This is a genomic window from Mesorhizobium sp. M1312, assembly GCF_040318115.1.
Taxonomy (GTDB): Bacteria; Pseudomonadota; Alphaproteobacteria; order Rhizobiales; family Rhizobiaceae; genus Mesorhizobium.
This window is the reverse complement of the sequence record NZ_JAMYLQ010000002.1, coordinates 121,004-142,782: the sequence shown is the minus strand read 5'-3', so window position 1 is coordinate 142,782 and position 21,779 is coordinate 121,004. Positions and strand designations below refer to the sequence as shown.

The window sequence follows — 21,779 nt, the reverse complement described above, 5'->3', positions numbered from 1 at the left end:
CCAGCATCTGGGCGTGGCTCGCCGTAACACTCAGCGCCGGAGCAGCAGTGCGGCGCGCAGCCAACGGTCGCTTGCCGCCGGAGCCGCATTACGGCTCCGGCGCTTGGCCAGCAGCTTGCTTTTGTTGGCGAAGGTCATCAGCGCGCCGAACCCAGAAGCAGGGCCGAGAAGGTGACCTGCGGGTCTTCGCGCGGCGACACGGGCCAGCCGATGTCCCTCTGAATTTCGGGCGGTAGGCTGTTCATGGCCCGGACGGACTTGTTCCTGCTGTGCGCGTGCTTGATGGCCGCACCATAGCGGCCGAGGCTTTCGAACATCGACATCTTCATCTCCCTTGGAGTGCTGCGGCGGCCGAAAGTATTTCCTGCCTGCCGTTCGATGCCGGTTACATGCGCCGCACATGTATCTGGTGGATTTCACGAAAACAGCGCCTTGTTTCAGTTTAGGCTGATCCGGAAACATTTGCATACAAACGAGAATGAGGGCGAAGTGCAGCTTTTAGCATCGGGATACTACCCGCGGCCGCGCCGCGCCGCGTGGCCCTCGCGCGAACGCCGCCGCGGGGCGGCATCGCCGGCAATGCCGTCCTCGCTGACGGTCTTGCGCGGCGGCAGTTTCACAGCCGCCGATAGCTTCGGGAACGGGTCGACCTTATTCGGCAGCGCCATGGCGTAGACGAAATGCTCCTGGAATCTCGGCTCCAGCGCGGTCTCGATCTTCTCGATCCGGCTCACCGTTTCCTCGATCTCGCGGCGATAGCCGCGGTTCAAGAGTGCCATGCGCGCGCCGGCACCGGCGGCGTTGCCGACGGCCGAGACCTTGTCGAGATCGCAGTCGGGGATCAGTCCCAGCACCATGGCGTATTTCGGATCGATGAACGAGCCAAAGGCGCCGGCGAAGTGGATGCGGTCGACATGATCAGTATGCTGCTTTTCCATCAACAGCTTGGTGCCGGCATAGAGCGCGGCCTTGGCGAGTTGGATGGCGCGCACGTCGGTCTGGGTGATGGTGATCCTGGGCTCGCCCTCCTTCAGCACGTAGGAGAAGGTGCGGCCATTGGCGGTGACCCGCGGCGAGCGGGCGGAGAGCCCGCCATCGACGACGCCGTCCTCGGAGATGATGCCGGCCAGATACATTTCGGCGACCACCTCGATGATGCCTGAGCCGCAGATACCGGTGACGCCGGTTGCCTGCACGCTGTCGAGGAAGCCGGGTTCGTCGGACCACAGTTCCGAGCCGATGACGCGGTATTTCGGCTCCAGTGTGTCGGGATCGATGCGGACGCGCTCGATGGCGCCGGGAGCGGCGCGCTGGCCGCCCGAGATTTCCGCGCCCTCGAAGGCCGGACCGGTGGGCGAGGAGGCCGCCACGACCCGCTGGCGATTGCCGAGCACGATCTCGGCATTGGTGCCGACGTCGACGATCAGCATCATCTCGTCCTGGCGGTGAGGGCCCTCCGACAGTGTCACCGCGGCCGCATCGGCGCCGACATGGCCGGCGATGCAAGGCAGCATGTAGAGCCTGGCGCCCTGGTTGAGCTTCAGGCCGATATCCGACGCCTTGATGTGCACGGCACCCGAGACGGCCAGCGCGAAGGGCGCGCCGCCGAGTTCGGTCGGGTCGATGCCGAGGAACAGATGGTGCATGATCGGATTGCCGACGAAGACGGAATCCAGGATGTCGTTGCGCTGGACGTTGCCTTCCGCGCAAACCTTGTCGACGAGACCCGAGATCGCCTCGCGCACCGAGACCGTCATGCCTTCGCGACCGTCCGGGTTCATCATCACATAGGAAACGCGGCTCATCAGATCCTCGCCGAAGCGGATCTGCGGGTTCGACGTGCCCGACGAGGCGGCGACGCGGCCCGACAGCAGCGACACCAGATGCATGGCGATGGTGGTCGAACCGATATCGCAGGCAAGCCCGTAGGCCTCGTTCTTGAGGCCGGGCCACAAAGAGATGACCCGCGCGGTCTCGCTGTCGGCATCCTTGTGAATGGCGGCGGTCGCGGTCCAATTGCCTTTGCGCAAGATGCCTTGCACCTGCGGCAGCAGATGGAAATCGAAATCGAGGCTCTTGAGCCCCCAGTCGTTCATCAGCGCGATCTTCAGGCGATCGAGATCGCCTAGCGGCCTGTGCATGTCGGGCTCTTCGATCTCGACATAGCACATGTGGATTGCCGAATCGCGGGCAATGACCCTGGTGTCGGCGTCCTTGCGGATGGTCTGCGCGTTGATGACCGTGTCCTGCGGCACGTCGACGACGAGATCGCCGAGGATCTGCGCCGAGCAGGACAGCCGGCGGCGTTCGGGAAGGCCGCGCACGCGTTCATAGCGCTCCTCTTTGGCGCCCTTGGGCGAGATGTGGTCATTGGAAGAGACGATCTTGTGCTTGGCGAAATTGCCTTCCTGCACCTCGACTTGGCAGCGCCCGCAAGTGGCGCGTCCGCCGCACACGCTCTCGACATAGACGCCGAGCTGGCGTGCGGCATCGAGCACCGGCGTGCCGACCGGAAACCGCCCGCGCTTGCCGGACGGCATGAACAGCACGAGCGGATCGGTGATGTTGGCAGGAGAGTTCACGATTGCGCGCTTATCCTCGGGCCATCCGGGCTTCACGGCCGCCGCGCCGGCGGCCGCCATTGCCATTGCCTTCGCCCGGCGCATTGACTTGTGTGGGCGCCGCGATCGCCTGGCCGCCTTCGGCCGGCTTGTAGTCCTTGTAGGTCCTGATCCAGTTGGTGCAGTTCTCGTCGGTGCCGTTCAGCACGTTGGCGCCGCGCACCGCTTCCATCTCCTGCGGCCGCACCGGGTTCATGATCGCCGAGGTCATGCCGGCGCCGATCACCATCGGGATGAAGGCAGCATTGATGCCGTGGCGGTGCGGCAGGCCGAACGAGATGTTTGACAGGCCGCAGGTGGTGTTGACCTTGAGCTCTTCACGCAGCCGGCGCAGGAGGGCAAAGACCTGGCGGCCGGCATCGCCCAGCGCGCCGATCGGCATGACCAGCGGATCGACGACCACGTCATGCGCCGGAATGCCGAAATCGGCGCAGCGCTCGACGATCTTCTTGGCGACGGCGAAGCGCACATCCGGATCCATCGAAATGCCTGTCTCGTCGTTGGAAATGGCGACGACCGGAACATTGTATTTCTTGATCAACGGCAGGATGGCTTCGAGCTTTTCTTCCTCGCCGGTGACGGAATTGACCAGCGGCCGGCCCTTGGCGACCTTGAGCGCCGCTTCGATCGCGGCGGTCACCGAACTGTCGATCGACAGCGGCAGATCGACCAGCCCCTGCACGATCTCCAGCGTCTGCACCAGCAGGCCGGGTTCGGTCTCGTTCGGGTTGACCGAGGTGACGCCTGCATTGACGTCGAGCATAGTCGCGCCGCAGGCGGCCTGTTCCAGCGCGTCCCTGATGACGGTATCGAAATTGCCCGCGATCATCTCGGCCGCGAGCTTCTTGCGCCCGGTCGGATTGATGCGCTCACCAATCACGCAGAAGGGCTGGTCGAAGCCGATGATGATTTCTCGTGTCGCCGAGGCGACGATCGTCCGGGTCATGAAATCTCTCCCTCGTGATATAAAGACTTCTTTATATCGTTTCTGATTTCGATCAAGCGAATGGTGACCGTCCGCGCCATCAATGCGCGGTCTTGACCATGTCGACCTGCGTTTCGGTGATCTCGTCGTGCAATATGTGGTCGAGCCGGTCGGCGACGAGCTGGTCATCGCGGCGAATTTCGCGTTTCCAGGGCTGACGCCCCTTCAGCACGCCCGATTCATCGACGATCTCGGCGACATATTCCTCCTGGCGATAGGCCATCACATGGACGCCGGAGACGCCGGGAATTTCTTTCACCTCGTTGATGATGTCGGTGCAGAGCTGCTTGCCTTCCTTCTTCTGGTCCTGGGCGCCTTCCAGCCGCTTGACGATCGAATCGGGGATATGAATGCCCGGCACGTTGGAGCGGATCCATTTGGCGGTCTTGGCCGAGGCCAGCGGCCCGACGCCACACAGGATAAAGCATTTTTCCGTGAAACCGAGATCGCGGACCTGCTGCATGTAGGTGCGGAACATCGGCACGTCGAAGCAGTACTGGCTCTGCACGAACTGTGCACCGGCGGCGATCTTCTTGCCCAGCCGGTAGGGGCGGAAATCGATCGGCGGCGCGAAAGGGTTGATCGCCGCACCGAGGAAAAGCTGCGGCGGCGTCGTCAGCTTTCGGCCGGACAGGAACTTGCCGTTGTCGCGCATGATGCGGCAGGTTTCGAGCAGCGACATGCAGTCGAGATCAAATACCGGCTTGGCGCCTGGCTGGTCTCCGGCCTGCACACCGTCGCCGGTCAGGCACAGCATGTTGGCGACGCCCATCGCCGCGCCGCCCAGCACGTCGCCCTGGATGGCGATGCGGTTCCTGTCGCGGCAGGCGATCTGCATGATCGGGGCATAACCCATACGGGTCAGCAGCGCACAGATGCCGACGGACGACATGTGGCAGTTGGCGCCCGACGCGTCGACGGCGTTGATGGCGTCGACCCAGCCGTCGAAGATTTTGGCGCGGTTGTAGACGTCTTCCGGATCGGCGCTGTCGGGCGGGTTGAGCTCGGTCGTCACGGCGAACTCGCCGCGCCTCAGGACGCGCTCCAGCCGGCCGCGCGAGGTGTGGCCGGGCAGGGGATCGAGCGGCAGATGGATGCCGGCCGGGTTCTCGTCGGGCTGGCGGCCGATCATGCCGGTGCCCCAGGGTTGGGAGTGTTGCGCGAGGCTTCGCGCGCGGCGGCAGCCTGTGCTGTCACCCGCAGCCAGGCCGAGGTTTCGCGCAGTGACTGATCGACCGGCTTCTGCACGTCAAGGATCCTGTCGCCATGCACCATGTTGCGTGAACCTTCCCAGGCCTTAACCCAGACGCAGGGCATGTCAGGCTCGACCTCGCAATTGCCATTGGCGCGCACACCGCCGCAAGGGCCATTGCGCAATTGCTTGGGGCAATTCATCGGGCACGACATGCCGGTAGAAGAAAGGATGCACTGGCCGCACATGCGGCAGTCGAACATAAAACCCTTGACGCGTTTTTCGACAAATTTGATCGGACCTTCGACCCGGCCGTAACCGATGCGCTTCCACAGCGGATGGAGGAGCAAAAACATGTCGGAGAACCTGGCGTAGAACCATTCGAGCAGTCGCGAGTGGCGGACGGACCACAGCCTGACCGCGAAGGAGCGCTGCACGCGCCGCTGCGGCGACACGTCGGCCGGCTTGTAGTCGGATTTCGGCGCTGCCTTCTTGACCAGAGTGGCCTGGGTAATCGCCGGGGTCGTTTCAGACATCTTCTTTCCCGCCCGCTTTAACCAGAGCGACCAGCCGTTCGCGGTCGTATTTCGCGTCGATGTCTTGAAGGGCTTTTTCGGCCTCGCCTTCAAGATCATCGCTGACCGGCACGGGGTCGGCCTTGCGCCATTCGGCCAAGTAGTCGTCGGTGCCGCCGGCGCCGGTGCGCATCGCACACATGTCGATCGCCTCGGTGAAACGCAGCGGCAGTTCGCGCTTGGCGTTCTGCCGGCCTTTCTTGACGATGACCTGGGCGGGGATGTCGCGCCAGTAGACGACGATCAGATCGGCCATGAATTCCTACTTCCCGTAGAGCGCCGTGCGTCCAATCGGAAAGGACGCTCTACCATTTTGACTCAGCCGCATCGTGCTTACGGGGACCGACTCCGATCTCTGGGCCGATGCAGCGGTTCCGAGCATTGCCGGAAGCGCTGTTGGGCTGCTTGTTATGGGACGACGCGCGCGCATTCAAAAGCGACGCAATTGGCGGCCGCAAAAAGAAACGCGAAAATATTCGATGTTTGGCTTGGTTTTGATCAGCCGGCGCGACGATCGAAGCTGCCGACAAGCTTCCTGTGGAAGCGGACATAGCCTCGCTCGGTCGTGCGCAGATGTTCGGCGACAATCTGATGGAAACGCGGCAGGCGGTGAAAGGGAACGGCCGGATAGGAGTGATGCTCGGAATGGTATGGCATGTTCCACGCCACGAAGCGCACCAGCTTTGTGGTAAAGGTGGTGCGGGTGTTTTCGAGCATGTTGGCCACATGCGGGCACAGCGCATGCTCGGCCAGCAGATAGGCCCGCAAGAAGGGCTGGCCGACCAGCACCGGCACAATCCAGACCCGCAGCAGCAGCGTCGACTGCACGGCAAGGGATGCCACGAGCAGCACCGCATAGCCCATCAGGAACCAGCGTGCTTCCGAAATCACCTTGTCGCGGCCCTTTTCCGGCACGAAGATGTCGCGGTTGCGGCCGGCCGCGTTGACGACGATCACGCGCGCCATGCCGCTCCAATAGGGGACCCCGGAGAGATAGCGCAGGTACTGGGCAATGGTCTCCGGTTTCGGCGCCATCAGTTCGGGATCATTGTCCGGATCGTGCGTGTGGCGATGGTGCGCGAAATGGAAATAGCGAAACCACGCCGGCGGCAGCAGGATCAGGAAACCGGTCACGGTGGCGATGGTGCGATTGAGCCACGCCGTCCTGAAAGCGGTTTCGTGGATGGTCTCGTGCAACAGCGTGAAGAAGAAGACGATCAGGATCCCCTGCGGCAGTATAAGAATGGGCCAGAATGGGATGCGGGCGGCGATCAGCGCGCCCAGCACGACAACCAGCCAGCCATGGACAGCCAGCCGGACACTGCCGGGCCCATCCAGCTTAGCAGTGAGGTCGCGACGATCCTCGACCGACAGACCGGCGATGATTGTGCGGTGGTCGATTTCGCTCATGGGGGCAAGCTTATCGCCGGCGCGCTGTCCGGTAAATCGGGCTTCATTACCAGACGCCGGTTTTTACGCCGGTCCAGTACCATTGTTTCGAAGGCAGGCTGCGACGTGTCGCCCGTAAAGACATAGTCTTAGCGCGTGGGATGCTAGACCGTCGGGTTAATCCTGATGATCGGGTTGGATGTCAGGGCCGCGGGCTCAGCGCTCGAATTCAAGGATGTCGAGCTTCGATTCGTAATAGGGTGCCGGGAACTCGATGCGCCATTCGTTGACGCTGTTGCGAAAGGCATAGCCGACCTGATCGCTTTGCGGTCCGCTGCCATAGGGTTTTGCCGGATCGTCGTTGACAGAAAGGGAGCCGAGATAGATCGAGCGCTTTTCGCCGTCGTCGAAGAAACGCCCCTTGGTGCGCTGCGAGCCGGTGATTTTTTCCAGCATCCAGCCCGAACCATCGTCGCTCACCTTGCACTTGAACCAGCCATAGATGACGAGCGGGCTCAGCCCGCCGACCTTGATGGTGCGGCATTGCCAGTTGCCGGTGAGGTCCTTGTCGGAAAACGAGACCAGCGGCTTTGCCAGCAGGGCGTCGAGCTGCTCGACCTCGGCGGCGTCGCCCGCCCTGGCTTCGTCAAGGGCTGCCTTGCGCGTCTCGTCATATTTGTCGAGTCGCACCTTGTCGGCGGGCGTGATCAGCTTCTGCACCTCGCCATCGGCGAGCGCTGGCAGGGCGAAGCAGACAACGCCTGCGGCGATCAGGAAGCGAACGATCATCGGTGCGTTTCCTAGTCGAAAGCTGGAACAGCCTGTTTTCTCGTTTGGCATACAACTTATCCGTTCGCGGTGACCTGTCATCTGTGCTTAACAGCGATCAGCTTAAAAATCGTGGTTTCGCCGATGCGGATATTGCTTACCGGATCGTCAGGCTGGCTGGGCAGCGCGCTTGCGCCGCGGCCCATGTCGCGGCGCTGGAGAAGGCGTCACAACTGGGCTTCGACATCTTCATCGTCTCGGCGCCAACGCCGTTCCGGCCCGATGATTGCCAGGCATTGATCGCCGACGCCCCCTCGGTCGTTGCGCGCTATTTTCCGGAGTTTCCGGCGCTCTATGTGCGAAAGGGCTGGACGATGTTTTCCTCGATCGACCGTGTCTACGACGCCTCGACGGCGCGGGACAGGCTGGGCTTCGTCTGCAAGACGAGCTTTGCCGATGTGCTTGCCGCGCTCGCAGCGGAAGAAGGGGCCGCCTGATCGAAACGGTCAGCCGTGTGCGGCGGCGCTGGCCAGCTCCGTCGTCAGGTCGCCATAGCCGGTCGAGCGGCGCTCATAGGCGAGGCCGAGCATTTTCGCGGCTTTCTCGGCGACCTGGTCGAGTTCCGGATCGTCGGTCTGGGCGATATAGACCAGCTTCTCGTAATTGCCGAAATAGTCTTTGATCAGCTCCGGATGCCGGTCGAGGCCGAGGGGCTTCATGAAGAAGGCGTCGAACTGCCGGCACAGGAAGTCGGTCATATAGAATGACATCATGTCGTCGTCGGCGACCTTCGCATAGGCATCCATGCCCTGATAGAAGGCAAAGCAATGCGGCCCGGCCATGCGCTCGACGCCATGCTTCTCGCAGACGCGGTCAAGCAGGCCGCCGGTGCCGCAATCGGCGTAGCCGACGAAGATGTTTCTATAGCCGTCAGCCTTGGCTTTTTCGATTGCCTTGTCCATAGCCGGCGCGATGCGGTCCGGGTAGAAATGGAACTCCGCTGGCAAGCAGGTCAGGTCGAGATGGTCGAGCCCCAGCTGCTCCTTGACGGCCAGAACTTCGCGCGCAATCATCCCGCAGGCGATGACAAGCAGCCTGTCGCCTTGATCGGATTGCTGTTTTCGCGCGGCGCTCATGGAACCAGTTTAACCGATCTTCGTTGCTGTCGGGCAAATCTATTTATTGAGGGAGACACCATTCATGAAACTGTTACGCATCGCGCCGATTGCCATTATCGCTTGCGCCTTGGCTCTTTCAGCCTGCGCCAATACCGTTCGCGGCGTCGGCAGGGACGTCAAATCGACCGCAAACGCAGTTGAGGACACGGTCGAGAATCCCTGATCCGCAGTTTCACCAAAGCGCGTCGCGATCAACCCTAATTCAAGCGAGGCGCGCGTTGAGTCCTTGTAACATCTGGGAACAACAAAGCCGCGCTGCAAGGGCGCGGCTTTGTCTTATGTGTTTATTGTGCATGCCGAATTCGCCCAGATGAGGCCGAAGCGGACGTCGTGTCCCCTATTGCAATTTTTTTGTCGGGGCGGGCACGAAAAGTTGACTTTTCGAATGGGGGATATGCCGTTAGTTTTCCTGCACCCTCAACAACGAAGATAGGAGCAATAGGATGAAGACCGCTCTCTTAGTTGTCGCCGCTTTTGGCCTTTCAATGTCCGGCGCCGCAGCGGAATGTGTTGGCCACAACAAAACGACGGCTTCCGTAGATCCGCAAACCAAAGCTGCAAGCGTGGATCAGCAGACCAAAGTCGCGAGCGTCGCGAACACGCCGACAACCGCCGACACGCCGATCCTGAAAAAGGAAGAGGCGAAAGAATCAGAATAGGCGCTTCAACCCGCCCGATCCTACCATAGCACCCTAGCCGCTAGCGCCGAAGGCTGTCATTCGCAGCGGCCAGCAGCGTTGAGCCGTCAACTAACGGTGTCGTTCTCTGGCGTGACACTGAATGCCGAAGGCCAGTCAAGTGGCTGGCAACATCCGCAACGATTGCGGCCATGCAACTGGCCTTAATGCAACAGACTCCTATAGCGTACAGGCGACCTCCACAGCGGGCTTCGAAATCTGGGTGGCGGTGTCGTTCGTACAGAAATTCGTAAACGGGCCGGCGCAACGAACGCCGACCCTTAGGCAGTAAGAGCGCGGGGCTTTAGCGCGTCAGGTTCCGACGCCCGTCTCTCGTTGCAGGTGCCGACCGGCGAGGCTTCCAACGCGGCGCACAGGTCGGTGAAACGTCGGATGACCCAGCCACCAATCGCCAGGATCACAAGTATCGCTGCTACGGCAATGATGCCGACAAGGATCGAATATTCGACCATGGCAGCGCTAAAGCCGATCGGCCGCGCATGGCGGGAGTGCAGGTTTTAACGTCACCGACCGATACCGACTTCATCACAATGAACGGCGACAATCTCAAAGAGTCAGGGCATGACCGGCGCATCGGAATTCTGCTGGATCGAACAGATGTGTTGGCTGGGAAATAGCACAATTAGGCGCTCCGCGAAGGTAATCGCTGAGGCTGAGTGCGCCGAACGCGCCGCAAAGACGGCAAGATTGAAATCGCTTCGCATGGCAACTCAGGGTGACCTGAAGGTTTCGTTCCCGGAGGAGCTCGATTGCTCGCTGCTTGTCGCGGCACTGACTCGAGGCGAATCATCGGGGCAAGCCTTTCAGCCGTCTCAATGATGGCTTTGGCAAGGGCCTTCGCCTTCATGGACAGGCTCGGAACCGAATAGCAACAAAACTGCTTCCTCGCTCGGCAACACGCCGGCTGGGCGGGTCTGTTCAATAGCCCATGCGAACCAGTTTGAGGGCGGCCCAGGCCGCTGCGGATGGTCTCTTGGACTCCATGCTGGCCCACCATGTCACGGCGCGGCTTCTTGCGGGCTCAGTCAAATATGCGGGACAACGCTCTTCGCTCTAGCGGCGCCGGCCCAGCGGCTTGGTTGCGAGGGGGACTGGCAGCTGGAGGCCGCTGGGCCTTGACCAGCAGCGAGCTTAAGAGGAGGCGCTGTGCTGGCTGACCAAAATTTGCGCTCAAGGCAACGGAATAGCATCATTCGAACGAACACTGTTCGTCAGTATGTTCCTCATGCCGAACATGCGGAGGGCGCTCAATCTGCTCAACGGCAGGCCAGCGGACTATGAGGAGCCGCATTTTGCCGCCATGTCGAGAGGCTGACGAACCTATTGTTTCGGTCGGCAGCGGCTCATGGTCGGGGAGATGATGATGCAGCACCTCGCCAAGGTTCCGCTTGTCGAACGTCTGGCCACAACGGGGCAGGTAGGACGGCCCGACAGCCAATCGGGGGTGACCAGCGGGCCGCCGGGCTAACCAGCGGGCAATTGGGTCCGTTCGCCGGGCAGTGGGCCCCCGCTTAGCCCGCTGCAGATCGGACCGCGGCCCGATCGGCCCCGCTCAGAGGAGGAGCGCGGGCTTCTCCTTCTCAGTACGATGCGCCAGATGAGGGGAGGCCGGCACCGCTTGGGGGGCGTTGGGGTAGATTGCCTTGTAGGGCGCCGGCCGGGCGGCGTTGGGGTCCGCCGCACGAATAAGCTAACAGAGGTTGGGATCCTGGGTATGGCGTGATCGCGGAAGTACCGTGCTTGCAACGGCTAGCCGGCCAGCGCCATGCCGACGGCAATGCGTATGCCGATCGAGAAATCCAGTGGCGAGCTTGCCGACGAGGTCAATGGGACAAAGGCGCCGAGGGCACCGCGCCAGTCCCTCGGGAAATTGGCTAAAAGCTCAGGCCGACGCGCGGACGTTGTGCTTGCGCTTCATGAAGTCCTTGGCGGTCTCGACCGCCACGGCCGCGTCGCGGCAGTAGGCGTCGGCGCCGACCGCCTTGCCGAACTCCTCGTTGAGCGGCGCGCCGCCGACCAGCACGACATAGTCGTCGCGGATGCCCTTTTCCTTCATCGTATCGATGACGACCTTCATGTAGGGCATGGTCGTGGTCAAAAGCGCCGACATGCCGATGATGTCAGGCTGGTGCTGTTCGATGGCGTCGAGATATTTTTCCACCGCATTGTTGATGCCGAGGTCGATGACGTCGAAGCCTGCGCCCTCCATCATCATGCCGACAAGGTTTTTGCCGATGTCGTGGATATCGCCCTTGACCGTGCCGATCACCATCTTGCCCTGCTTAGGCGCGCCGGTGGCGACGAGCAGCGGACGCAGGATGAACATGCCCGCCTTCATCGCATTGGCGGACAACAGCACTTCCGGCACGAACAGGATCCCGTCGCGAAAATCCTCGCCGACGATGCGCATGCCTTCGACCAGTGCCTCGGTCAGCACCTTGTAGGGCGCCCAGCCGCGATCGAGAAGGATGTTGGTGCCTTCCTCGATCTCTTCCTTCAGCCCGTCATAAAGGTCGTCGTGCATCTGCTGCACGAGTTCGTCGTCGGAAAGCTCGGAAAGGATGATCTCGTCGTCGGCCATTTTTAATCCAGCTCCTTGCCGCACAGATGCAATTGCGGGGCCTCAAATATCACGTCAATACCTAACCCGCTACAGGCTTGCGTCCATAGCTGATTTGCGACTTCCCGCAAAAGGAAAGCGACTGCAAATCTATTGGAATTCTTGTCGATTTTGCGACAGGCGTTGGCGCTGGCGAGCCGTTTCGAATAGGGTGCATGACTACGATCCGGCCAGAAGCCGCGATATGCGGCCGTGATAATTGCGCCAGAACAAAAGTCAGGGAAGAACGATCATGAGTGAGAACGCGCCGGTCGACCAGGAAGCGTCAAACGCGCGGCGCGGACGCGCCGCCAGCGGTGGTGCCGCTGCCCGGCGGGCAGCGCGCTCGGGTGGCGGCCCCGGCACCCAACTCACCTACATCAAGCGCAAGATCAACGTCTATGAGGTGCTGGACGAGGAAGGGCTGGCGCTGATCGAGAAGAACACCGACACGGTGCTCGAGGAGATCGGCATCATCTTTCGCGACGACGCGGAGGCGCTGCAGCTGTGGAAAGAGGCCGGCGCCGACGTCAAGGGCGAGCGCGTGCATTTCCCGAAGGGGCTCTGCCGCTCACTTTTGAAAACCGCGCCATCCGTCTACACCCAGCATGCCCGCAATGCCGAACGTTCGGTGCAGATCGGTGGCAACGCCACCGTCTTCGCGCCGGTCTACGGCCCGCCCTTCGTGCGCGACCTCGATGGCGTCAGGCGCTATGCGACAATCGAGGATTTCCGGAATTTCGTGAAGCTCGCCTATATGGCGCCGTCGATCCATCATTCGGGCGGCACGGTGTGCGAGCCGGTCGACGTGCCGGTCAACAAGCGCCATCTCGACATGATCTACAGCCACATCAAATATTCGGACAAGCCGTTTATGGGCTCGGTCACTGCGCCGGAGCGCGCCGAGGACACGGTGGCGATGGCCAAGATCGTGTTCGGCGACGATTTCGTCGAGAACAACACGGTGCTGACCAGCTTGATCAACGCCAATTCGCCGATGGTGTTCGACGAGACTATGCTGGGTGCGCTGAAAGTCTATTCGCGTCACAACCAGGCCTGCATCGTCACGCCGTTCATTCTCGCCGGCGCAATGAGCCCGGTGACGGTCGCCGGCACGCTGACGCAGGTTCTGGCCGAAGTGCTGGCCGGCGCGTCGTTCACGCAGCTGATCCGGCCTGGCGCACCGGTGCTGTTCGGCACCTTCGCCTCGTCGATTTCGATGCAATCGGGCGCGCCGACCTTCGGCACGCCGGAGCCGTCGCTGGTTTCTTATGGTGCGGCGCAGCTCGCCCGCCGGCTTGGCCTGCCGTTCCGCACCGGCGGCTCGCTGTGTGCTTCGAAGATACCGGACGCGCAGGCGGCTTATGAGAGCGCTAACACGCTGAACTCAACGATCCTCGCCGGCACCAATTTCGTGCTGCATTCGGCCGGCTGGCTCGAAGGCGGACTCGCCTCCTGCTACGAAAAATTCATGATGGACATCGACCAGCTCGGCATGACGCAGAAATTCTCCGAAGGCGTCGACCTGTCGGAAAACGGTCAGGCGATGGACGCCATCCGCCAGGTCGGCCCGGGCAGCCACTATCTCGGCTGTGACCACACCCAGGCCAATTTCCAGACCGCCTTCTACCGTTCCAACATCGCCGACAACAATTCCTACGAGCAGTGGCTGGCCGAGGGCGAAAAAACCGCACCGCAGCGCGCCAACGAACTCGCTCGCCGCTGGCTGGAAAGCTATGAGGCGCCGCATCTCGATCAGGGCATCGACGATGGGCTAAAGGACTTCATCGGCAGGAAGAAGGCGTCGATGGCCGACGCTTTCACCTGAAAGGAGCCCGAGTCAGGCGGGGCTAAAGTCGCCAACATCATCCACAAGGAAGTCTGGCGGAGCGCCTTCTCCGACCCGGACAGGAAGGGGTGAGTCCTGCGCGCAGCATGATCGAAACCGTCGCGGCAGTGCTTTCCGCCCACGGCCTCATCCTGCGCGGCGGCTTCAATTTTGCAGGTGATGAAATTCCTCCACCTGGCCTCTCCAGCGCTGCCGCCAGGTCCGTGCTGCTGGTGGGGCAGGCGGGCGCTGCGCCGTGGCCGCATTTCCTGCGCTGGAAAGAAAGCCAATCAGGGATCATCGCCGATCCGCTGGACACATGGTCGCGCGAAGTGATCGGCGCAATAGCGGTGACATTCGGGGCGCGCGCCGCTTCGCCCTCCGACACACCGTATCTGCCGTTCCAGCAATGGGCGATGCGGGCGGAGGGCTTGCGGCCGTCGCCGCTCGGCATCCTCATGCATCCGCAATACGGGCTCTGGCATGCTTATCGCGGCGCGCTGCTGTTCGAGGACGAGATCGCGCTTCCAGAACCCCGTGACGTGATTCACCTTTGCGATACATGTCTGGAAAAGCCCTGCCTGAAATCCTGTCCGGTCGACGCCTATTCCGCGGATGGTTTCGCGCACGAAATCTGTCTGGCGCATGTGCGTGGGCAAAACGGCGCGCCTTGCCGAACCGGCGGCTGTCTCGACCGCAACGCCTGTCCCCATGGTGCCGACTACCGCTATCCGCCACAGGTTCAGGCCTTCCATATGGCAGCGTTCGCGGGTCGGTAGCGTCGCCGAATGCCGCATGCAATCGTGAAGAGGTTGCCTCATTGCGACTTGTTCTGTTGGCCTGCGTGGATATGTATCGCGCGACAATCAGAAGGAGTGGGTGATGGCGAAGCGGGGCATTCAGATCAAAACCAGCGACGGCTTGGCAAAAGCCGGGCTGTTCCGCTCGGCGGCGGCCAAGGCCGCAATCATCCTCTATATGAGACGCTTTTGGCCCGCGGCCAGCGCTCGACCAGATGGCGGAACGGCTTGCAGGCGATAATTACGCGGTATTGGTCCCGGACCTTTTCTACGGCAACGCGCCCTACGGCCCTTTCGAGGCCAAGACCGCATTCAGTGACGAGAAGCGCAAGGCCATCATCACAGGTCTCCTCAGCGGCACGACACAGGACATGACCATCCGCGACAGCGGCGCTTTCCTCGATGTGCTCGACGCCGAAGGGGTGACCGGACCTGTCGGCAGCGTCGGCTATTGCATGGGCGGAGCGCGAGCGCTGAATGCTGCCGCGGCCTATCCCGACCGCATCGTTGCCGCCGCCAGTTTCCATGGCGGCAATCTGGCGAGCGATGCTGCCGACAGCCCGCATCGGAAGGCCGCGTCGATCAAGGCGCGGGTTTAGGTCGGCACGGCTGGTGTGGACCGCAGCTTCCCACCCGAACAGTCGGCGCGGCTGGCCGAAGCGCTGCGCGCGGCTGAAGTCGACCACGTCATCGAAAACTATGCCGGCATGGCGCATGGCTGGTGCGTGCCGGACCACAGCGCCTTCGATGCTACCGGCGCCGAGCGCCACTGGAAACGATTGGCGATGCTGTTCAACGAAACACTGGGCTGAGGTTCGCTGGAGCCGGCGACATAGTCTCGAAACATAGCTCCTGAATATCGGCGGCAGTCGTTTGATCAGGAGGCATAATGCGGGTTTCTCTCACAGGCAAGGTTCTAGGCTTTTGCCTGTTGACCAGCGCGACGGTCCTGCCAGCCTTTGCCGATCAAGCAAAATGTTCCTGCCGGAACCTGCGCAGCGTTCAGGAAGAACTGAAGAACGCCGAGTATGAGGCGATGTTCTTCGCCGATATGGCGGCGAAGCTCAAGGCGGTCGAGGATCCGCTGATCGAGGCGCACAAGAACCCGACCCATCCCGATTCAGATGTTAACATCCAAGACCGATCGTCCAGGGCGCGCGCCGACATCATGCGCACGTTCAAGCTTCCTCACAACCCAGCCTACGCCTACTCGGGTCCTTTGACCGTAGACATGAAGTTTGGCAGCTGCGAGCAGAAGCCGGTCGATCTTGAGGCACTGCGCGCCGGCTCGCAGTGCAAGGAAATCGCCGACATCACGCTTGCTCACGAGGCCGCGCACAGGGAGAGATGCGCAAGGGCAACCGCTGCGGTCTATTGGGACAGGTTGCCCAGTCAGATCGCCGCCGAAGAAGCCGAACGCTATCGGGAGCAGGCCAACGCCATGCGGGCGCAGCTCAAGCGCATCGTGGATGAGGGGACAATCACCGTGGAAGCGAAGATGGAACCCCGCATCAAGGGTCAACAGTTCGATGTCACCTACTCCTTTGTGATGCCGTCGATCGAGATGGAGGGCAAGAGCTCGCCCGGGTCGGACAGTTGGACGGTGAACGGAAAGGGCAAACAATCCGGCAAGATCAAGAACGCGAAGATTGGCGGCATGACGTGCAAATCGAGCGGGCAACTCAATGATGACGTCGATATGGCTCTCGATACGGATGGCTTTGTTATGAACCTCAAGAGCAAGTCGACAGGCAGGCCCGGCGACGTAAAGCTTCGCTGCATGGGCGGCTACGGCATGTCGATGCGTCCTCAAGGCGAAGCCGGTAGTGGCGAGGTGTTTGCAGCAGAACGCTTTGCGAGCGAGGCGGACATCTCGCAAGATGTCAGCACGATGCCGTTTGCCAACATCGTGACACAGGGCGGCATGTCGGTCAGCGGCAAGCACACGGTCATCGTGCGCCTGGTCTGTCCCGGAGAGTGAGGAGCACCCATGGTTGGTGTCCTCGAAGGCGGTTTGTCTTTTTCTTTCCACCACCCCAAGGAATCGCCATTGGCATTCGTCCAACAGGCAAATGATGGCGATGATGCTGGATGAAAGCGAAGCCTCCGACGCCGAGCTGATCGGGCGGGCGAAGGGTGGAGACAGGGGGGCTTTCGGCAAATTGCTCGAAAGGCACTATGATTTCGTCTATCGCGCCGCCTATCGCTGGTGCGGGAAGAAGGCCGACGCCGAGGATATCGCCCAGGAAGTCTGCGTCCGGCTCGGCCGGGCGATCCGCGATTATCATGGCAACGGCGCCTTCACCACCTGGCTCTACACCATGACGCTGAATGTGGCACGCGACATGATGCGCAAGACCGTCCGCGAGACGATCAAGACCGAAGCCTACGGAGCTTACGAGCTGATCTCGGGAGAAGCCTCGGCTGAGCCCGAAGATCCAGCCGAGGCGCTTTGGGCGGCGGTGCGGACGCTACCGGACAAGCAGCGCGACGCGGTGCTGCTCGTCTATGGCGAAGGGCTGAGCCACGCACTCGCTTCCGAGGCGATGGGGATCTCGGAGACGACGGTTTCCTGGCACATCCATGAAGCGAAGAAACGGTTGAAGACGCTCATGCTTTCAGCCGGGGAAGTGTGATCATGGTCGACGACAACGAACTCAACAGGCTGCGCGACATTGCAGCACCGGCACCGGGTACCGACGCGAAGGCGCGTGCCTTAGAGGCCGCTATGCGGGCTTACGACCTGGACGAAAAAACTTCACCTGCCGCCCAAGGATCGGCGAAAGGGCTTCGTCTCACAGAGCGAGCACAAAAGCTCTGGAGCGAAATCATGCAAAAGAAACTCTTCGCCACCCCGGCCATTGCTGGGCTCGTCGCCCTGCCGATAGCCGGATACGCCACCATCTATCTGCTGCAGAAACAGCCGTTCCCTTCCGGTGGGGACGAGAAGATCACCGAAACGCTGGCTGACAAACCAGTGGCTAAAGCGCCGGTGAGGCCGCTCACCGTAACCGAGGCCGACAAGCCGCAGAAAGCCGATGCCGATGCCGAAAGCCGCGATGCAGCCGAGGCGCTTGTCGCGCCGGCATCGCCGCCGAAGCCCGAATCGAACGCGATGGGTGGCCTGATGCAGCAGGATATGCTGGCTCGCAATGCGCCCGAGCCCTCGCCTCGCGAGGCGTTGGCTGGCGGTTCAAGTACCGCGGCTCTTGCAGCCGATGGCGCCGCGCGGGTTGGCCGTGTGCCCGGTACTGTGGCCCAATCCAAGTTGATGGCTCAGCCTTCGACCGCACCGGCTGACCAGATGCCGCTGCCGGAGCAAAACCGCGACCGCGTCGAGGATTTCAAGACCAATCCGGTGCGTGCCGCGCTCGAAGACCCGGTCTCGACCTTTTCGATCGATGTCGACACCGCTTCCTATTCCTTCGTGCGGCGTTCGCTGAAGGAAGGTTTCCTGCCGCAGGCCGACACTGTTCGCGTCGAGGAGATGATCAACTACTTCCCCTATGATTGGAAAGGACCAGACTCTGCCTCGACGCCGTTCAACTCGACCGTCAGCGTCATGCCGACGCCGTGGAACGAGCGCACCAGGCTGATGCATGTCGCCATCAAGGGTTTCGACGTCAAGCCGGCCGAGCACCCCAAGGCCAATCTGGTCTTCCTGATCGACGTGTCGGGCTCGATGAACGAGCAGGACAAGTTGCCGCTCCTGCAGTCGGCATTCCGGCTTCTGGTCAACAAATTGAGGCCCGACGACACGGTTTCGATCGTCACCTATGCGGGTGACGCCGGCACTGTCCTCGAGCCGACCAGGGTTTCGGAGAAGGACAAGATCCTCAATGCCATCGACACGTTGGCGCCCGGCGGCAGCACGGCCGGCGAGGCGGGTATCAAGGAAGCCTATAGGCTGGCGCAGAAATCCTTTGTCAACGACGGGATCAATCGCGTGATGCTCGCCACCGACGGCGACTTCAATGTCGGCCAGACCGACGACGACGATCTGAAGCGGTTGATCGAAAAGGAGCGCAAGACCGGCGTGTTCCTGTCGGTGTTCGGTTTCGGTCGCGGCAATCTGAACGATCAGATGATGCAGACCATCGCCCAGAACGGCAACGGCACCGCCGCCTATATCGACACTTTGGCCGAGGCGGAGAAGGTGCTGGTCGAGGATGCGTCTTCGACGCTGTTCACCATCGCCAAGGACGTGAAGATCCAGGTCGAGTTCAACCCGCAAAAAGTCTCGGAATACCGGCTGATCGGCTACGAGACCCGCGCCTTGAATCGCGAGGATTTCAACAACGACGGCGTCGATGCCGGCGAGATCGGCTCCGGCCATTCGGTCACCGCGATCTACGAGATCACGCCGAAAGGCAACGGCGGCGAGCAAATCGATCCGCTGCGCTACGGCCAGGCTTCGGTGAACAATGGCGGCGTCGCCAATGCCGACGAATACGCCTTCGTGAAAATCCGCTACAAGCTGCCGAACGAGGATGCGTCGAAGCTGATCACCACGCCGGTGACATCAGCCAACGAAGTAGTAAGCTTCGACGAAGCCAGCACCGACCAGCGGTTCTCCGTCGCCGTCGCGGCCTTCGGTCAGAAGTTGCGCGACGACGACGCGACCGCGAAGTTCGGCTACGACAAGATCATGGAGATTGCCACTGCCGCCCGGGGAACCGACCCGTTCGGGTACAGGTCCGAGTTCCTCTCGCTTGTGCGTCTTGCCTCGGCACTCGGGGGCAATCGGTAATGACGGCCGGTTTCTTTCAGACGGGATCGTTCTGATACGGGAACCCACGGGCGGGTGAGGCAAGCCGGCAAGGGAAACCTTGCCGGTTTTTCCACATTGTAATTCCGACATTGATCGTGACGCCGCGTCGAAAATGCCGAGTAGCCGATAGAGCGTCAGGCGCGGCTGCGCCGGCGCTCGCGGCGGGCTTCGCTGGTCTCGACTGTGTTGACTGTTGCCTGCTTGTTGCGCATCGGGCCGATGCGCTCGACGATTTTTTCGATGCTCGGGCGATCCGACCTGGTGTGCGCGTCGAGCGCCTTGCGCATGGCGGCTAGATGGGCGAACGAGGTGCCACAGCAGCCACCAACGATTTTGGCGCCGGCATCGACGGCCAGCCTGGCATAGTCGGCCATCAGTTCGGGCGTGCCGGAATAGCGGATTTCGGCGCCGCGAAATTCCGGAATGCCGCAATTGCCCTTGACGATGACCGTCGCCTCCGGCTTCGCCTCGGTCATGTCGAGCAGTGACGCGAGAATGTCGGAGGCGCCGACGCCGCAATTGGCGCCGACACCGAGCGGCGCCTGCGGCAGCCCGTCGGCGACGCCGTGGATATCCTTCGGCAACAGCCCCATCATGGTGCGACCGGCGGTGTCGAAGGAGCCGGTGTAGGTGTAGGGCAGGCCAACGCGGATCGCTGCTTCGGCTGCGGCGCGGATTTCGTCCGGCGCCGACATGGTTTCGATCCAGGCGACTTCGGCGCCGCCGGCCTTCAGGCCCTCGATCTGTTCGGCAAAGGCCTCGACCGCCTCGTCATAGGTCATGGCGCCGAGCGGCACCAGCAACTCGCCGGTCGGGCCGACCGAGCCCGCCACGATGACCTTGCGGCCGGCTTTATCGGCGACAGCGCGGGCGATCTCGGCGGCGCGCTTGTTCAGCGCATGCACGCGGTCTTGCGCATGGTGCAGCTTCAGCCGGTGGCGAGTGCCGCCGAAGGAGTTGGTGAGAATGATGTCGGCGCCGGCATCGACGAAGTTCTGGTGCAGGCTGGTGATGGTGTCCGGTGCGGTCTCGTTCAGCAACTCTGGAGCCTCGCCGGCCTCGAGCCCCATGGCGAACAGATTGGTGCCGGTGGCGCCATCGGCGAGCAGAACGCCCTTTTCGGCAAGCAGCGCGTCAATTGGATTGGTCATTGGAAATACGCCTTCCGGGAATTCCAAGCAGACTTCGCTCCCGCTACGTCTGCTTAGGTTTTGTATTGCCGCAGGTTCTCGTCGCAAAACCGTGAGGCACCTTTGCGGAACCTGCTTAGTCGAGATAAGGAAATAAAGAAATCTTTATATGACGTCAATGTCGGCGCGGTAAACAAGCCATCAAAATCGCATCTCTGCCAGCCTTTGCGTAAAGCTGGCCGCCTCATGGGCGTTGATGTCGGCGGCGCGGATTAGATTGTCGAAATGGCTAGTCAGCGTGCGGACCGGCTGGGTCGCGTTCAGCACCAGATACATGTCGCCGACATAGATGGCGGCACGATAGGGCCCGAATATGGTGTAGGGGATCGAGTAGCGCATCCGTCCGTCATAGAGAAACAGGCGGAAGGTGGGATAAAGGTCGTCGAGCAGCGTCGCCATGTGAAGAAGCTGCTGGTGGCGGTCGGCCTCAGGGAAACGGTCCCAGACGCCCAGCCCACGCGCAAAGATCTCCAGCGTGTGGCGCGGCATGCAGACTTCCATGTCGGTTTCCGGCCGCCGGTTGTAGTCGATGCGGTACTGCGTCTCACCGGCCTGGGCCTCGCGGCTCTTGTTGGCAATACCTGCCTCGTAGTCGATGAGCGCCTCGGTGCGCAGAAGATCGGGAATGCCGGCCGGCACGTAACGGATCTTCGTGCCGGCGGCCTCGGCATGCCACCTTGCCAGCAGCGTGCGGTCGAAACCGTCGGGCGCTTCCTCGATCTCCAGACTCTCGCGGATTTCACCGGTGACGCCTTCGTCCTGGCTGAGGCCGAGCAGCCAGTCGAGCGATACCTTGAATTCGGCGGCGATGTTGAGCAGCGTTTCGGCGCGGGGAAGGCGTGTCGAGGCGCCGGACAGCAGCTGCGAAAGCGCCGAACGGTCGATGCCCACCGCCGTCGCGAAGGCGGATTGGTTCAAGTCGGATCGTGTCAGGAGCATTTTCAGACGCTCCCGAAAGATCGTCGACAGGTCGCGTTTGTCCATATCGTCATTCCGGCCATTGGGAGGAAAAAATTTCGCCGAGTTCGCCAAGGTGGCACCTCAGGCGTAAATGAATCCGCCAGCTCGTTTACAATAAATAACATATGCGGCTGAAAATGCGCAATCGCAACATTTTGTGCGCTTTGTCGCGTTGCAGCATCTCAATGCTCCTGACACAATACTGTCAGGAATCAAAAACGGTTC

21 protein-coding genes and 1 pseudogene are annotated in these 21,779 nt (G+C 61.7%); 9 read left to right on the top strand and 13 right to left on the bottom strand.

All coding sequences use genetic code 11. From position 1 onward, the window contains the following. Positions 1–137: 137 nt before the first annotated feature. The 8 genes from NKH36_RS03405 to NKH36_RS03370 all read right to left on the bottom strand — a co-directional run bounded on the left by NKH36_RS03405 (position 138) and on the right by NKH36_RS03370 (position 7,551). The gene (locus NKH36_RS03405) at positions 138–323 is read right to left on the bottom strand and encodes a hypothetical protein (protein ID WP_352960046.1); all 186 of its coding nucleotides are present in this window, start codon (positions 321–323) and stop codon (positions 138–140) included. Positions 324–512: 189 nt separating this feature from the next. Beyond that, entirely contained in the window at positions 513–2,642 is a 2,130-nt protein-coding gene (locus NKH36_RS03400) for an ASKHA domain-containing protein (RefSeq protein ID WP_352960629.1), read from the bottom strand. Further along, positions 2,593–3,567: a methyltetrahydrofolate cobalamin methyltransferase gene (locus NKH36_RS03395; protein ID WP_352960044.1), complete on the bottom strand. Its 975-nt coding sequence runs from the start codon at positions 3,565–3,567 to the stop codon at positions 2,593–2,595. Before NKH36_RS03395 ends, NKH36_RS03400 begins: the two co-directional genes overlap by 50 nt. A gap of 79 nt (positions 3,568–3,646) precedes the next feature. Then, positions 3,647–4,738 carry a methylenetetrahydrofolate reductase gene (locus NKH36_RS03390; RefSeq protein WP_352960042.1) on the bottom strand — a complete coding sequence of 364 codons (1,092 nt, stop codon included), beginning with the start codon at positions 4,736–4,738 and terminating at the stop codon, positions 3,647–3,649. After that, a complete protein-coding gene (locus NKH36_RS03385) occupies positions 4,735–5,334 on the bottom strand; it encodes a methylenetetrahydrofolate reductase C-terminal domain-containing protein (RefSeq protein ID WP_352960040.1) in 600 nt (199 codons plus the stop codon). Before NKH36_RS03385 ends, NKH36_RS03390 begins: the two co-directional genes overlap by 4 nt. Then, on the bottom strand, positions 5,327–5,629 hold the full coding sequence (locus tag NKH36_RS03380) for a virulence factor (protein WP_095521910.1): 303 nt from the start codon (positions 5,627–5,629) through the stop codon (positions 5,327–5,329). Before NKH36_RS03380 ends, NKH36_RS03385 begins: the two co-directional genes overlap by 8 nt. 242 nt (positions 5,630–5,871) lie before the next feature. After that, complete coding sequence (locus NKH36_RS03375; protein ID WP_352960037.1) at positions 5,872–6,783, bottom strand: fatty acid desaturase; 912 nt, start codon at positions 6,781–6,783, stop codon at positions 5,872–5,874. A 195-nt stretch (positions 6,784–6,978) separates the two neighbouring features. Then, positions 6,979–7,551, bottom strand: coding sequence for a DUF4893 domain-containing protein (locus NKH36_RS03370; RefSeq protein ID WP_352960035.1), 573 nt, complete (start codon positions 7,549–7,551; stop codon positions 6,979–6,981). Positions 7,552–7,634: 83 nt separating this feature from the next. Between NKH36_RS03370 and NKH36_RS03365 the strand changes: the two genes are divergently transcribed. Beyond that, on the top strand, positions 7,635–8,027 hold the full coding sequence (locus NKH36_RS03365; RefSeq protein WP_352960033.1) for a hypothetical protein: 393 nt from the start codon (positions 7,635–7,637) through the stop codon (positions 8,025–8,027). A gap of 9 nt (positions 8,028–8,036) precedes the next feature. On the opposite strand, the gene NKH36_RS03360 is transcribed toward NKH36_RS03365, so the two are convergent. After that, positions 8,037–8,666: a DUF1638 domain-containing protein gene (locus NKH36_RS03360; RefSeq protein WP_352960031.1), complete on the bottom strand. Its 630-nt coding sequence runs from the start codon at positions 8,664–8,666 to the stop codon at positions 8,037–8,039. Positions 8,667–8,730: 64 nt separating this feature from the next. Here NKH36_RS03360 and NKH36_RS03355 point away from each other — a divergent pair, with 64 nt between their 5' ends. Then, on the top strand, positions 8,731–8,871 hold the full coding sequence (locus NKH36_RS03355; protein WP_254021938.1) for an EncA/B family entericidin: 141 nt from the start codon (positions 8,731–8,733) through the stop codon (positions 8,869–8,871). Between the two features lie 280 nt (positions 8,872–9,151). After that, positions 9,152–9,367, top strand: coding sequence for a hypothetical protein (locus NKH36_RS03350; protein WP_352960029.1), 216 nt, complete (start codon positions 9,152–9,154; stop codon positions 9,365–9,367). A 299-nt stretch (positions 9,368–9,666) separates the two neighbouring features. Here the strand turns inward: NKH36_RS03350 and NKH36_RS03345 are convergent, their stop codons facing one another. Both NKH36_RS03345 and NKH36_RS03340 read right to left on the bottom strand, forming a co-directional pair. After that, positions 9,667–9,858 (bottom strand): Flp family type IVb pilin, encoded by a 192-nt coding sequence (locus NKH36_RS03345; RefSeq protein WP_352960027.1) that lies wholly within the window; start codon positions 9,856–9,858, stop codon positions 9,667–9,669. A gap of 1,430 nt (positions 9,859–11,288) precedes the next feature. Beyond that, the gene (locus NKH36_RS03340; RefSeq protein WP_352960025.1) at positions 11,289–11,987 is read right to left on the bottom strand and encodes a cobalamin B12-binding domain-containing protein; all 699 of its coding nucleotides are present in this window, start codon (positions 11,985–11,987) and stop codon (positions 11,289–11,291) included. A gap of 271 nt (positions 11,988–12,258) precedes the next feature. Here NKH36_RS03340 and NKH36_RS03335 point away from each other — a divergent pair, with 271 nt between their 5' ends. The 6 genes and pseudogenes from NKH36_RS03335 (at position 12,259) to NKH36_RS03310 (ending at position 19,383) form a co-directional block, all read left to right on the top strand. Beyond that, positions 12,259–13,833, top strand: coding sequence for a trimethylamine methyltransferase family protein (locus NKH36_RS03335; RefSeq protein ID WP_352960023.1), 1,575 nt, complete (start codon positions 12,259–12,261; stop codon positions 13,831–13,833). A gap of 107 nt (positions 13,834–13,940) precedes the next feature. Continuing rightward, the gene (locus tag NKH36_RS03330; protein WP_352960021.1) at positions 13,941–14,612 is read left to right on the top strand and encodes a hypothetical protein; all 672 of its coding nucleotides are present in this window, start codon (positions 13,941–13,943) and stop codon (positions 14,610–14,612) included. A 103-nt stretch (positions 14,613–14,715) separates the two neighbouring features. Then, positions 14,716–15,445: pseudogene (locus NKH36_RS03325) on the top strand (dienelactone hydrolase family protein). A 77-nt stretch (positions 15,446–15,522) separates the two neighbouring features. Continuing rightward, a complete protein-coding gene (locus NKH36_RS03320) occupies positions 15,523–16,614 on the top strand; it encodes a hypothetical protein (RefSeq protein WP_352960019.1) in 1,092 nt (363 codons plus the stop codon). Positions 16,615–16,708: 94 nt separating this feature from the next. Beyond that, a complete protein-coding gene (locus tag NKH36_RS03315) occupies positions 16,709–17,269 on the top strand; it encodes an RNA polymerase sigma factor (RefSeq protein WP_352960017.1) in 561 nt (186 codons plus the stop codon). A 2-nt stretch (positions 17,270–17,271) separates the two neighbouring features. Beyond that, on the top strand, positions 17,272–19,383 hold the full coding sequence (locus NKH36_RS03310) for a vWA domain-containing protein (protein ID WP_352960015.1): 2,112 nt from the start codon (positions 17,272–17,274) through the stop codon (positions 19,381–19,383). Between the two features lie 155 nt (positions 19,384–19,538). Here NKH36_RS03310 and bmt read toward each other — a convergent pair whose 3' ends face one another. Next, positions 19,539–20,555, bottom strand: coding sequence for a betaine--homocysteine S-methyltransferase (bmt, locus tag NKH36_RS03305; RefSeq protein ID WP_352960013.1), 1,017 nt, complete (start codon positions 20,553–20,555; stop codon positions 19,539–19,541). Positions 20,556–20,735: 180 nt separating this feature from the next. Then, positions 20,736–21,578 (bottom strand): helix-turn-helix domain-containing protein, encoded by an 843-nt coding sequence (locus NKH36_RS03300; protein WP_352960011.1) that lies wholly within the window; start codon positions 21,576–21,578, stop codon positions 20,736–20,738. Between the last annotated feature and the right edge of the window lie 201 nt (positions 21,579–21,779).